Origin of the sequence: Corynebacterium sp. 122RC1 (genome assembly GCF_024580955.1) — a bacterium.
Taxonomy (GTDB): Bacteria; Actinomycetota; Actinomycetes; order Mycobacteriales; family Mycobacteriaceae; genus Corynebacterium; species Corynebacterium kozikiae.
In genome coordinates this window covers 25,685-38,988 of the sequence record NZ_JANIKD010000006.1, presented here as the reverse complement: position 1 = coordinate 38,988, position 13,304 = coordinate 25,685, and the positions used below count along the sequence as shown (strand labels likewise).

The window sequence follows — 13,304 nt, the reverse complement described above, 5'->3', positions numbered from 1 at the left end:
ATTCTTAGGCTTTGACTACGACTGCCGTGGATCCATCAATTTGTACAACCTGCACCATGGTCCCGTCCTCGAACACCTCACTGGAATCCAGCGGGCGCGCGGACCAAAAGGTGCCGTCGAGACGCACAATTCCCCCGGCTGCACTGACCTGCTCCACCACGCTGGCAGAAGAACCGACCAGCGCCTTGGTGTCATGGGCCTGGAGAGGTTGTGTCTGCAATCTCCGGCGCAGCACCGGCTTGAGAAAAAACAGCAGCCCGATGGAGGCGGCCGTAAACACCACGACCTCCACCCACACGGGAACATCCGCAAGCCCAACGCCCGCGGCAGCCAAGGCGCCGCCAGCAAGCATCAGAAACGTCAGCTCACCAGCGAAAATCTCAATGCCGGCGAGCACAATGGCAACTACTAACCAAATTAATGCACCCACGGACTAAAGGATACAGACGTTTGCTACATCAGGTCGGCCTTGGAAAGGCTCGGGGTGGTGACAAAATCCACGAGGCGCTCCACGGCGCCGACCAACGTCGTGTCCAAATCCTTGTAGGTGCTCACCGCGGAATACACCCGATTCCAGCCCTCCTTGGGGTCACTCCACCCCACGCGGCGGCACACGCCTGTTTTCCAATCCTCACCATAGGGAACCTCCGGCCACGCGCGCAGCCCCAGGCGTTCCGGCTTGACGGCCGCCCAAATGTCAATGAATGGATGCCCTGTCACCAGCACATCTGGACCCACCTGCTCGGTCAGGCGCGATTCCTTGGAACCCTCCACCAAGTGATCAGCGAGCACCCCCACCCGCCGTTGTGGCGACGGACCGAACTCGTTGAGCCTCGCCTCCAAATTGTCCAGACCCTCTAGGTACTCCACCACCACACCCTCAACACGCAGGTCGTGCCCCCAAACCTTTTCCACAATGGCCGCGTCGTGAATGCCCTCCACCCAGATCCGCGACGGCGCCGCCACCTTGGCCTGCACGTTTTCCACGCGCCGCGAACCGGAGTTGGAACGGTTCTGGCGGGGGTCGCGCTGCTCCACATATCGAGTGAGGGTCACGCGCTGGCCGTCGATCATGAACGCGCCGGGGCGCATCTTGAAAATCCTGGTTGCCCCGCGGCGGTCCTCCAGGCGCACGAAGTCGCCGTCGTAGGTGCGCTCAAACCCCACTACGGCACCCACATAACCATCGGCGAGCACTTCCACGACCTCGCCCGGCTTGGCCGGTACCTGCGGAAATTGCCGCGGTTGCTTGCGTTGGTGTCCTTGCAAAATGTCGCCACTATACGGATCCATAGGCTCCAAGGGTATCGGCTAGGCTTGAGCAATCATGGATTTGCGCGCACATGTCTACTCCCCAACCCAAAACGCAGCGATATGGTGGGCAGCTTGGCTGTATCATCAGCAAAGTTTCGACGCGCTCAGCGAGGCACTCGAGCAGCTCGGCGGGCTTTTCACCACCCCAGACGGGCAGGGCCTCACCGAGCTGGCGGCGTACGTGCGAAGGCACGCCGAGCTCGATAAGGACCAGGGGCGGGAGTTGGGGTTAGAGCCCCACCACCCGCGGGTGGAATTGCTGCTCGCCGGGCCAGGTAACACCCACGACGCAGGTCAGACAGCAGCGATAGCAATCCTGAACGCTCAGGAGGAAGCGATGTTGCTCACTCCGAAGTTTCTGCCGGAGGTCACGCTGTGGGAATCGGAGATGCACGGCCCCTTGCGGACGCGGGCATTTTTGAGCCCCGGCGACGCCGACGCCCTGCTCACCCAAGCCACCAACACTGCCGCCCAGCTCATCGAATCAATGGACCACGGGACATCAAGCCACGCAAATCCGCGGCTCACGGTGGGAACGTTGCAGGACTTTTATGAAAACCCCGCGGGGCTACCCCCAGAGGTGCCGCCGCGGGCGGGCAAACTCATTGCGCGCGCGGACCGCGTTGCAGCGATCGTGGAAACAGTGGTGGACCGCTTAGGCGATCACACCTTTGACCCAGAGCTCCTTGGCCTGGGCAGGCCGATTCGCCTGGCCCGCATGGCCGCGGTGAGCTACTGCTGCGCCGAGTGGGGGCGCTTGCGAGGCTGACAGCACCCCACTGCGCAGGGCGCACCGTCCACGGTGCAGCCGCGCTGAGCTACCGGGCCCTCTACGGGGATGTCCCCCGGAGCCGAAAGCCCCTGCACCAAATCCACCACCAAGGCTGCGAATTCCGGCCACGGACCGACGGTGGCCGCGCGGGCGACTTGCATGCCTAGGTCCTTGGCGGCGTCGGCCAGCTCATTATCCAAATCCCAAACCACTTCCATGTGATCGGAAATGAAACCAATCGGCACCACGACCACCGCGCTTACGCCCTGGTGGTGGAGCGCTTCCGCGTGGTCCACGATGTCCGGCTCGAGCCACGGAATGCGGCCGTTGCCAGAGGCGGACTGCCACACAACGTCGTAGTCCGTGATGCCCAGTCGCTGGGCGGTGCCCGCAGCGGCTTGAGCGACCTGATTGGAGTAGAGCGTGCCGTCGGAGGCGATCCCGGAGCCCTCATCAGCGGGAACCGGGATGGAGTGAGCGGTGAACACCAGGCGCGCTTGCGCTGAAGCCGCCGCGAGCTGCGGATCAGCAAACCCAAGTTCTGCAAATGCCGCGCGGGTGGCTCGCGCCTGCATGTCCAGGAAATCTGGGTGCGCGAAAAACTGGCTGAGCTTGTAAAAGTGCACCTCGCTCAGGCCTTCTTCGGCGATGAGCGCCCGCATCTTTTGGATGTCCTCATCGTACTGGTAGCAGCCGGAGTAGCCGCCCCATGCGGAGGTGGCGAACACTGCCACGTTCTGGTGGCCGGCCTGGGCGATCTCGCGGGCCGCATCCCCCGCGTAGGGCTTCCAGTTGCGGTTGCCAAAGTACACGGGGATATCCATCCCGCGAGAACGCAACTCCTGCTCAATGTTGGCGATCATCTCCCGGTTGAGCGCATTGAGTGGGCTGACGCCACCGAAGTGGTAATAGTGGGCACCCACCTCATCAAGGCGCTCCGGAGGGATACCGCGCCCAGCGGTGACGTTTTCCAGGAACGGGCGGACCTCATCCATGCCCTCGGGACCGCCGAAAGACAACAGCAATAAAGCGTCGATTTCCTCAACGGGAATGCTTGCCGGAACGTACTCAGAAGTTGTGTGCGGACCCATAAGGAAACAGCATAGAAGAACCCTCGCTTCAAACGAAAGTTGGACAAACAACTTCACCCCGTACCTTGCCCCACCATGGCGGTGAGGTTGGTACGGGGTGTCGGGACCTTAGGGCGTGCCCTTAGATCAGGCGCACTGCGTACGGGCTCATCCCAGACCAGCGCACTGGGGAGATGCGGACAGTGGAGCCGGAGTTTGGCGCCTCGAGCATCTGGCCGTCGCCAAGGTAGATGGCCACGTGCTGCTCAGCATTGGGACCGTAGAAGATCAGGTCACCGCGCTGCATCTCGGATGGGTTGATCTTGGTGCCGCGCTGGTACTGGTAGCCGGTGTAGTGCGGCAATTCAATGCCAACGCCAGCGAATGCGTAGAGCACCAGGCCGGAGCAGTCAAAGCCCACCTTGTTGAAATCACCGTAGGAGTCGGCAACGCCACCGTCCCGAATACCGCGGGTTGGGCCATTCGCATCGCCACCACCCCAGGCGTAGGGGGTGCCAATTTGCGCCATCGCGCGAGAAATCACGGCCTCAATCTTTTCCTCACGGTTTCCGGAAGTCACCGCGGGAGTGGAAGCGCTTGCCGACGCCGCGCTCGTTGCCGGTGCGGAAGCAGATTCACTTGGGATCACGGAGGATTCGGTACCGGTTGCGCCCGCTGCGCCTGCTGCATCTTCGAGGGTCACATAGAGGTCATCCTCTGCCTGCTCAGCGGTGGTAGGCTCGCTGGCCGGGGTCTCAGCAGGGGTTTGCGCCTGGGGTGCGGTGGTGGTTGCACTGACCAGTGCCTCTGCTGCCGCCACGGACTCTCGGCGTGCCTGTTCCTCACGGGCTGCAGCGGCCTCGGCTTCACGAGCGGCCTGCTCCGCGGCCTCCTTGGCGGCCTTTTCTTCGGCAGCACGCTGTGCCGCTGCGGCTGCCTCGGCCGCACGGCGAGCTTCCTCAGCCTTCTTCCGAGCCTCTTCCTCAGCCTTCTTGCGGGCTTCCTCTGCAGCGAGGTACTGCTCGTATTCAGTGCGCTGGTTCTCCAGCTCGGTGACCTGGCCGCGAGCAGCATCAAGCTCACGCTGCGCCTCTACGCGCTGTGCAATCAGGGCTGCGTGCTCTGCCAGCTTTGCCTCGAGCTCGGCGTTGGAGCGGTCCATCTCCGACTGCACGGTTGCGCGGGCCTGCTCTGCTTCGCCAGCGCGCAGCTCTGCCACGTTGCGGGCCTCGCGGAGGCGAGAATCGTTGTTCGCCTGCTCGGTGCGCAGGCGATCCAAAGTAGCAATGACCTCCCGCTGCTTGTCAGCGTTCACACGGAGATAGGTTTGGCGAGCCAGAGCGTCCTCGGTGGTGGCATTGCCTGACACCGCACCCACGCCTGAAGCAGAAGCAGAACGGCGGTACTGGGAGCGAGAAATCTCATTGAGGGCGGCTTGCGCCTTGGCGATCTCCTCCTGAGTCGCATCCAAATCACCGCGCGCGGAGGTCACTTCCTGGCGGGCCTGCTCAGCAGCCTGCTGCGCCACGTCCAAGTCCACTAGGGCCTTGTTCACGGCTTCGCGGAGGCTACCGATGGTCAGCTCAATCGAGGAGATTTGTCCGTCGGCGGCAGAAATAGAAGTAGCGAGTTGCGCCACAGACGCCTCAGAAGAACCGACTGCAGCCTGTGCGGCTGCGATCTCTGCATCGCTTGGGTTCGCGGGCTGTGCGTACGCGAGCGGTGAAAAAGCAACCGCGGCGGCAACAGTGACGGCTGCGATACGGGTGCCTGCCATCGCCAACTGGCGGGTTGGGCGCGCCGCCGCCGTTGGGGTCAAAGCCAAACGAGTCACGTGGTCTCCTAGAGCATTCATATTGGAGCCAATGTTTGACTCCTCAAGTTCTCAAACGGCTCACAGGGTCTAGGAGGCAAACTTGATTATTCCAGCGCGTGCTTCCCCACATGCGCGAAAGGTTCTTGCTTCCTTTGAGTCCCAGTTCCGAAGTCCATCCTCCATAGGAAATGAAAGTCAAGTTTCTGGGATCGACCCGTGAGCCGACATTTGAACCATAAAGCACTTGCGTCACTTTGTCTGCATCGGTTTTAACCAATCCCGCTAGAAAACCTGCGTCACATAAGTCCCAATTTTCACAGGGGCGTGTCTGACCTGCGACGATATTGTTGCCAAAACGTTACTGTGATTTAAGTTACATTTTCAATACTGTCCGGCGTGGCGCATTGACTTCTCCGTACCGAACTACTCACCAACCCTCAACCGTTGCTTCAGGATAGTAAATGATACAAACTTGATCTAAGTCACTCTCTACCCTTGTAGCTTGATTCCGTCCCGCAGCCACACGATGTTGGGGAACGCTGCGGCGCTGGGCTCGTCGTAACACGCCTGCGCAGCGGAAGATACAGCCCCGTTTGTGGGTGGATGCCAACGCCAAACGGAAGCTCCACCGCGCCCATACGGGGTGAATCCACCACAACAGGACAGCCGTACTGTTAGGATGTGCGTGAGGCGACGCGCCTTTTGCTGCGCGCGCAACGATCACCTGCAGAAAATCAACATTTCCTATATGAAGTGGAGCTCACTGTGACCGAAAGCAAGAACTCCTTTAACGCCAAGCAGAAGCTTGAAGTTGGCGGGAAGTCTTACGACTACTTCGCCCTCAGCGCTGTGGAAGGCATGGAGAAACTTCCTTACTCCCTGAAGGTTCTTGGTGAGAACCTCCTGCGCACCGAAGACGGCGCAAACATCACCACCGAACACATCCAGGCAATCGCAAACTGGGACCCAAGCGCTGAGCCAAGCGTGGAAATCCAGTTCACCCCTGCACGCGTGCTCATGCAGGACTTCACCGGCGTTCCTTGTGTGGTGGACCTCGCCACCATGCGTGAGGCCGTGAAGACCCTGGGTGGCGACCCAAACAAGGTTAACCCACTCAACCCAGCAGAAATGGTGATCGACCACTCCGTGATCATCGAGGCCTTCGGCGCTTCCGATGCACTGGAGAAGAACGTTGAGATCGAGTACGAGCGCAACGAAGAGCGCTACCAGTTCCTGCGCTGGGGTGCGGAGAACTTCTCCAACTTCCGCGTGGTTCCTCCAGGAACCGGCATCGTCCACCAGGTGAACATCGAGTACCTGGCTCGCGTGGTCTTTGACAACGAAGGTCTGGCCTACCCAGACACCTGTATTGGCACCGACTCCCACACCACCATGGAAAACGGCCTGGGCATCCTGGGCTGGGGTGTGGGCGGCATCGAGGCTGAGGCTGCAATGCTCGGCCAGCCAGTGTCCATGCTCATCCCACGCGTTGTGGGCTTCAAGCTCACCGGTGAGATCCCAGCCGGCGTGACCGCAACCGACGTGGTGCTCACCATCACCGACATGCTCCGCCAGCACGGCGTGGTGCAGAAGTTCGTGGAGTTCTACGGCAACGGTGTGAAGTCCATCCCACTGGCAAACCGCGCCACCATCGGCAACATGTCCCCAGAGTTCGGCTCCACCTGTGCGATCTTCCCGATCGACGAGGAAACCATCAAGTACCTCCACCTCACCGGCCGCCCAGAAGAGCAGATCGAGCTCGTTGAAGCCTACGCAAAGGCACAGGGCATGTGGCTGGAGCAGGACGCACCTGAGGCAGAGTACTCCGAGTACCTCGAACTGGACCTCTCCACCGTTGTCCCATCCATCGCCGGCCCCAAGCGCCCACAGGACCGCATCCTGCAGTCCGAGGCAAAGGAGCAGTTCCGCAAGGACCTCACCTCCTACACCACCGACGAGGTGTGCCGCGACGAGTCCATCCCAGCCATCAAGATGGGTGCGGAAGGCGAAGGCAACGACCCAGCACCAGTGCGCGAGGCTGGCTTCAACTCCTCCCGCGCAGGCAACGGCGAGTCCGCAGCAGCCGGCGCAACCGGCCGCCCTTCCAAGCCAGTAACCGTGCAGTCCCCCAACGGCGGCGAGTTCACTCTCGACCACGGCATGGTGGCCATCGCTTCCATCACCTCCTGCACCAACACCTCCAACCCATCCGTCATGGTGGGTGCAGGCCTCATTGCCCGCAAGGCAAATGAAAAGGGCCTCAAGGCAAAGCCATGGGTCAAGACCATCTGTGCACCAGGCTCTCAGGTTGTGGACGGCTACTACCAGCGCGCCGACCTCTGGAAGGACCTCGAGGCCCTGGGCTTCTACCTCTCCGGCTTCGGCTGCGCATCCTGCATTGGTAACTCCGGCCCGCTTCCAGAGGAAGTCTCCGAAGCAATCAACGAGCACGACCTCGCCGCGACCGCCGTCCTCTCCGGCAACCGCAACTTCGAAGGCCGCATCTCCCCAGACGTGAAGATGAACTACCTGGCCTCCCCAATCATGGTCATCGCCTACGCCATCGCCGGCACCATGGACTTTGACTTTGAAACCCAGGCACTTGGCCAGGACCAAGACGGCAACGACGTGTTCCTGCGCGACATCTGGCCATCCACCGAAGAGATCGAAGAGACCATTGCTTCCGCAATCTCCCGCGAGCTCTACGAGGCCGACTACGCAGACGTATTCAAGGGCGACGAGCAGTGGCAGGCCATCAAGATCCCAACCGGCTCCACCTTCGAGTGGGACGAGGCCTCCACCTACATCCGTAAGGCTCCATACTTCGATGACATGGGCATCGACCCAGAGCCTGTCACCGACATCACCGGCGCACGCGTGCTGGCGAAGCTCGGCGACTCCGTGACCACCGACCACATCTCCCCTGCGTCCTCCATCAAGCCGGGCACCCCAGCCGCCCAGTACCTGGACGCCAACGGTGTGGAGCGCAATGACTACAACTCGCTGGGTTCCCGCCGCGGCAACCACGAGGTCATGATGCGCGGCACCTTTGCCAACATCCGTCTGGCAAACCAGCTCGTGGACGTCACCGGCGGCTACACCTTGGACTTCACCAAGGAAGACAAGCCACAGTCCTTCATCTTCGACGCCTGCCAGAACTACAAGGCAGCCGGCATCCCACTGGTGGTGCTGGGTGGCAAGGAGTACGGCACCGGTTCCTCCCGCGACTGGGCTGCAAAGGGCACCAACCTGCTCGGTGTGAAGGCCGTGATCACCGAGTCCTTCGAGCGCATCCACCGCTCCAACCTCATCGGCATGGGTGTGATCCCACTGCAGTTCCCTGAGGGCGAATCCCACGAGTCCCTGGGCCTCGACGGCCACGAGACCTTCGATATCACCGGTATCGAGGAGCTCAACGAAGGCCGCACCCCGAAGACCGTGCACGTCACCGCCACGAAGGAAAACGGCGAGAAGGTTGAATTCGACGCTGTTGTGCGCATCGACACCCCAGGTGAAGCCGACTACTACCGCCACGGCGGCATCCTGCAGTACGTGCTGCGCCAGATGATCAAGGCGTAACACCATAAAAGGGGGGCTGCGTGCCCCCTTTTTTTCCACCCAAGGAGATCCCCAATGCCAATCGTTAGCACCACCGAGCTCACGCAACGGCGCCAGGAAATCCTTGAAGGCGCACGGCGCTGCTTCGCCGAATACGGCTACGAATCAGCGACCGTGCGCAGGTTGGAAGAAAGCATCGGGAAATCCCGCGGCGCAATCTTCCACCACTTCGGTGACAAAGAAAACCTCTTCCTCGCCCTCGCGCGAGAAGACGCCACCCGCATGGCAGAAGTAGTAGCCGCAAACGGCCTAGTAGCAGTGATGCGTGACATGCTCGCCCACCCCGAACGCCACGACTGGCTCGCAACACGCCTCGAAATCACCAAAATGCTACGCACCGACCCCACATTCCGCGCCAGGTGGCAAGCACACCAACAAGTACTGGATCAAGCGGTCCGCGCACGACTTGAAGCCAACGCCGCATCAGGGCGGATGCGAGACGACGTTCCCATCTCTGTACTACACACATATCTGGAAACGATGCTCGACGGGTTCATCACCCGCCTAGCCTCAGGTGCCCCCACCGAAGACCTAGAAGCCGTACTCAGCCTCGTGGAACAATCCGTGCGCGCGCATGCAGTACACTAGCCCGTTATGGTCAACATCCTGCTCGTCTCCCCACGCAAAGGCGAACACATCGCCGCCGCAGAATACCAAGACGTCCTCAAAGCAACCGGGCTCACCCCTGACCAAGTGACCCACCGAATGCTTGACGACGCCACCAAGACCGTAGGGGACACGGCTGGATTTGACGGCATCATCGTAGGCGGCAGCCCGCTGCTGGTCACCTCACCTGAATACGACGACTGGCAACTCCAAGTACACAAAGAGCTTGAAGCACTCCTAGCCAACCCCCTGCCTGTGTTCTTCCTCTGCTACGGCAACACCTTCGTAGCCAGCATCACCGGAGGATCAGTGAACAGGGAATGGGCGGAAGACTCAGGGCCCACCGTCGTCCGACTCACCGAAGCTGGCCTCAACGACCCCATCACCTCCGGCCTCCCCGCCGAATTCCTCGCGGTCACCGGGCACACCGAGAACGCTGCGAGCGTCGGTACCGGAGTGGAACTCCTTGCCACCGGCCCCACCTGCCCGATCCAAATCGTGCGCGCCAACGCCAGCACCTGGGCCTGCCAATTCCACGCCGAGATGGACGCCGACGCGCTGCAAACCCGGATGGACTTCTACTACGACTACGGCTACTTCTCCCCCGCCGACTACGACACAATTGTGGCAACTACCCACAAATACACATACGACGGCGCACACCAGGTGCTGCGCAACTTCGTAGCCTATTGCGAGTAACATCTCTGGCATGTTTGCCATTATGACTGTGACCGGTGTAGACCACACCGGCATCATCGCTGCCGTGTCCACCGCCTGTGCCGAAATGAACGTGAATATTCACAACGTCTCCCAAACCCTCATGGGTGAATACTTCACCATGATCCTGCACGTTGCCTTCGACGAAGCAGAGGTGGACATCGCCACCATTCAGGAGCGGATGGACGCAGTGGGCGAGCAAGAGCAACTGGTGATCCGCATCCAGTCACAGGCCATCTTCGACGCAATGAACGTGATCTAATGACCATCCAACACTCAGCGTCAAACATCCTCGACACCATCGAAATGATCGAGCAATACCGGCTCGACATCCGCACCGTCACCATGGGCATCTCCCTGCTCGACTGCGTGCGCGGCACCATGGAAGACACCTGCGAGGCCGTCTACCAAAAAATCACCACACAGGCAGAACACCTAGTTGCGCAGTGCGAAAGCATCGAGCGGGAACTCGGCATCCCCATCGTCAATAAACGCATCTCCGTCACCCCGATCGCCCTGATCACCTCTGCCGTTGAGGGCTCCCCCGTAGCACTCGCCCACGCACTCGACCGAGCGGCGAAAGAAGTGGGAGTGAACTTCATCGGCGGCTACTCCGCCATTGTGGAAAAAGGCATGACCGCCGGGGACGAGCGCCTGATCCGATCCATCCCCGAAGCCCTCACCGAGACCGACGTCGTATGCTCGTCAGTCAACATCGGTTCCTCCCGCGCCGGCATCAACATGGACGCCGTGGCACTCATGGGCGAAGTGATCAAGGACGCCGCCGCACGCACCGCCGACCGCAGCGCCATCGCCTGCGCCAAACTCGTGGTGTTCGCCAACGCCGTAGGCGACAACCCCTTCATGGCCGGCGCCTTCCACGGCGTAGAGGAACCAGACTGCGTGGTATCCGTGGGCGTCTCCGGCCCAGGTGTGGTCAACCGGGCACTAGGCGACCTCGATGGCGCGACCCTCGACGAAGTAGCCGAAGCCATCAAAAAGGCGGCCTTCAAAATCACCCGCGCCGGCCAACTCGTGGGCACCATGGCATCCGAACGGCTCGGCGTGCCATTTGGTATCGTCGATCTCTCCCTAGCCCCCACCGCGGAGCTCGGCGATTCCGTCGCGCACATCATGGAGCACATGGGGCTTGCGCAGGTAGGCACCCACGGCACCACCGCAGCACTCGCACTGCTCAACGACGCCGTCAAGAAAGGCGGCATGATGGCATGCTCACGGGTGGGCGGGCTGTCGGGCTCCTTCATCCCAGTGTCCGAGGACAAGGGAATGATCGACGCCGTCCGCGCGGGAAACATCAGCATCGACAAACTCGAGGCCATGACCGCAATCTGCTCCGTGGGACTAGACATGGTGGCAATCCCAGGCGACACCAGCGCCAGCCTCATCTCCGGGATGATCGCCGACGAAGCCGCCATCGGCGTCATGAACCACAAAACCACCGCCGTGCGCGTCATCCCCGTACCCGGCACAAAACCCGGCGACGAAGTGAACTTCGGCGGGCTCCTCGGCTACGCCCCCGTCATCCCCGTCTCCCAAGTAGACAACGCCGCCTTCATCAGCCGCGGAGGATTCATCCCCGCGCCCGTACACGGATTCCGGAACTAAGCCAGCTCCACCAACTCCATGTAATCATCGCTCCACAAATCCTCATCGCCATCCGGCAAAACGATCACACGCTCAGGCTCAAGGGCCTTCACCGCGCCTGGGTCGTGTGTCACCAACACCACCGCGCCCGAATACGTCCGCAACGCATCAAGAACCTGCTCGCGCGACACCGGGTCCAGGTTATTGGTGGGCTCATCAAGGAGAAGGACGTTGGCTCGGGAGCTCACGAGCGCGGCAAGGGCTAGGCGGGTTTTCTCACCACCAGACAGCGTGCCGGCCGGCTGATCAAGCTGCTCCCCCTGGAACATAAACGCACCGAGCAGGCCACGCAGGTCCTGCTCCCCCGCCTCCGGGCAAGCCTCAATGGTGTTCTGCCACACCGACTTCTCAGGGTCGATCGTGTCATGCTCCTGGGCAAAGTAACCGATCTTCAGCCCGTGGCCTGTAACGATGCCGCCTTCGCCGTCGGTACGCTCCACACCCGCCAACAATTTCAGCAACGTGGTCTTGCCCGCGCCGTTGTAACCCAGCACCACCACGCGGGAACCCTTGTCAATGGCAAGGTCCACACCGGCGAACACCTCCAGGGAGCCGTACATCTTGGTCAGCCCCTTCGCATTCAGAGGGGTCTTGCCGCAAGCAGCCGGCTCAGGAAAGGAGATGTGTGCCACCCTATCCGCCTGCCGGACATCATCCAGCGAACCCAACATGCGATCCGCGCGTGCCAACATCTGCTTCGCCGCAGCCGCCTTCGTTGCCTTCGCACCGAGGCGCGCAGCCTGATCCCGCAACGCAGATGCCTTCTTCTCCGCATTCGCGCGCTCACGACGGCGACGAGCCTCATCCGTAGCACGGGCATCCAAATACTTCTTGAACCCCATGTTGTAGACATCGGCCTCGGCGCGGACAGCATCGAGGAACCAAATCTTGTTGCAGACAGCCTCAAGGAGATCCACGTCGTGGGAAATCATGATCAGGCCGCCTTCATGCTTGGAAAGGAAGCCGCGCAGCCAGGTGATCGAATCCGCATCAAGGTGGTTCGTGGGCTCGTCAAGCAGGAGGGTGGTCTGGGACTTCCCCGAACCCGCGGAGGCAGCGAAGAGGATCTGCGCCAACTCGACGCGGCGGCGCTGGCCACCGGAAAGGGTTTTGAGCTGCTGTTCTAAGATGCGGGCGGGAAGGCCCAGGTTGTCGCAAATCTGAGCGGCTTCTGCGTTGGCCTCATAGCCACCGAGCGCGTGATAGCGCTCTTCCAGGCGGGCGTACTTCTTAATGGCCTGATCCCGCTTGGCTTCCGACTCCGTAGTTTCCATGATCTCCTGCTGGCGCTCCATGTTGCGGATGATGGAGTCCAGCCCACGGGCGGAGAGGACGCGGTCACGGGCCGTCTGCTCGATGTTGCCCTCACGGGAGTCCTGGGGGAGGTAGCCGATCTCACCGCTGCGGGTCACCGAGCCGGCGTATGGTTCAGTTTCCCCTGCAAGTATGCGCATGGTGGTGGTTTTTCCTGCGCCGTTGCGGCCAACGAGTCCTATCCGGTCTCCGGGCTGCACTCGGAGATGCTGGCCGGGTGCGTTGAGGAGGGTGCGTGCACCGACGCGGACTTCAAAATCATTGGTCACAATCACCGGACGATTGTACCAATTGTCAAGTGGGTGACTTCGCGGGGCGGGCGTTCTGTGGAAAACTTGGCGAAATTCCACAGAAACAGCGGGTTGGGTACTGTTTGTCATTGCAGCGGGATTGACTTGCTGGTTACCTAGCC

The 13,304-nt window shown here is 61.3% G+C and carries 11 protein-coding genes; 6 read left to right on the top strand and 5 right to left on the bottom strand.

Translation table 11 applies throughout. From position 1 onward, the window contains the following. Nucleotides 1–4: 4 nt before the first annotated feature. Together NQ050_RS04470 and NQ050_RS04465 are read right to left on the bottom strand one after the other, a co-directional pair. Nucleotides 5–430 (bottom strand): NfeD family protein, encoded by a 426-nt coding sequence (locus NQ050_RS04470; RefSeq protein ID WP_257038087.1) that lies wholly within the window; start codon nt 428–430, stop codon nt 5–7. Between the two features lie 23 nt (nt 431–453). After that, nucleotides 454–1,293, bottom strand: coding sequence for a DUF3097 domain-containing protein (locus NQ050_RS04465; protein ID WP_373456406.1), 840 nt, complete (start codon nt 1,291–1,293; stop codon nt 454–456). 34 nt (nt 1,294–1,327) lie between these two features. Here NQ050_RS04465 and NQ050_RS04460 point away from each other — a divergent pair, with 34 nt between their 5' ends. Beyond that, the gene (locus NQ050_RS04460; RefSeq protein WP_257038085.1) at nt 1,328–2,083 is read left to right on the top strand and encodes a hypothetical protein; all 756 of its coding nucleotides are present in this window, start codon (nt 1,328–1,330) and stop codon (nt 2,081–2,083) included. Here the strand turns inward: NQ050_RS04460 and NQ050_RS04455 are convergent. Continuing rightward, nucleotides 2,047–3,177 (bottom strand): ferrochelatase, encoded by a 1,131-nt coding sequence (locus NQ050_RS04455; RefSeq protein ID WP_257038084.1) that lies wholly within the window; start codon nt 3,175–3,177, stop codon nt 2,047–2,049. The two genes, NQ050_RS04460 and NQ050_RS04455, sit on opposite strands and share 37 nt — an antisense overlap. 121 nt (nt 3,178–3,298) lie before the next feature. Continuing rightward, nucleotides 3,299–4,933 (bottom strand): DIP1281 family NlpC/P60 protein, encoded by a 1,635-nt coding sequence (locus tag NQ050_RS04450; RefSeq protein ID WP_306428478.1) that lies wholly within the window; start codon nt 4,931–4,933, stop codon nt 3,299–3,301. 804 nt (nt 4,934–5,737) lie between these two features. Between NQ050_RS04450 and can the strand changes: the two genes are divergently transcribed. From can to NQ050_RS04425, 5 genes are read left to right on the top strand one after another with little or no spacing between them, the layout of a single operon-like run. Further along, complete coding sequence (can, locus tag NQ050_RS04445; RefSeq protein WP_257038082.1) at nt 5,738–8,551, top strand: aconitate hydratase; 2,814 nt, start codon at nt 5,738–5,740, stop codon at nt 8,549–8,551. Between the two features lie 54 nt (nt 8,552–8,605). Continuing rightward, on the top strand, nt 8,606–9,178 hold the full coding sequence (locus tag NQ050_RS04440) for a TetR/AcrR family transcriptional regulator (protein WP_257038081.1): 573 nt from the start codon (nt 8,606–8,608) through the stop codon (nt 9,176–9,178). Between the two features lie 6 nt (nt 9,179–9,184). After that, a complete protein-coding gene (locus NQ050_RS04435) occupies nt 9,185–9,895 on the top strand; it encodes a glutamine amidotransferase (protein WP_257038080.1) in 711 nt (236 codons plus the stop codon). A gap of 10 nt (nt 9,896–9,905) precedes the next feature. Beyond that, nucleotides 9,906–10,175 (top strand): ACT domain-containing protein, encoded by a 270-nt coding sequence (locus NQ050_RS04430; RefSeq protein ID WP_257038079.1) that lies wholly within the window; start codon nt 9,906–9,908, stop codon nt 10,173–10,175. Continuing rightward, on the top strand, nt 10,175–11,539 hold the full coding sequence (locus NQ050_RS04425) for a PFL family protein (RefSeq protein ID WP_257038078.1): 1,365 nt from the start codon (nt 10,175–10,177) through the stop codon (nt 11,537–11,539). The genes NQ050_RS04430 and NQ050_RS04425 overlap by 1 nt, the downstream gene beginning before the upstream one ends. Here the strand turns inward: NQ050_RS04425 and NQ050_RS04420 are convergent. After that, nucleotides 11,536–13,167, bottom strand: coding sequence for an ABC-F family ATP-binding cassette domain-containing protein (locus NQ050_RS04420; RefSeq protein WP_257038077.1), 1,632 nt, complete (start codon nt 13,165–13,167; stop codon nt 11,536–11,538). The genes NQ050_RS04425 and NQ050_RS04420 overlap by 4 nt on opposite strands. Nucleotides 13,168–13,304: the final 137 nt, after the last annotated feature.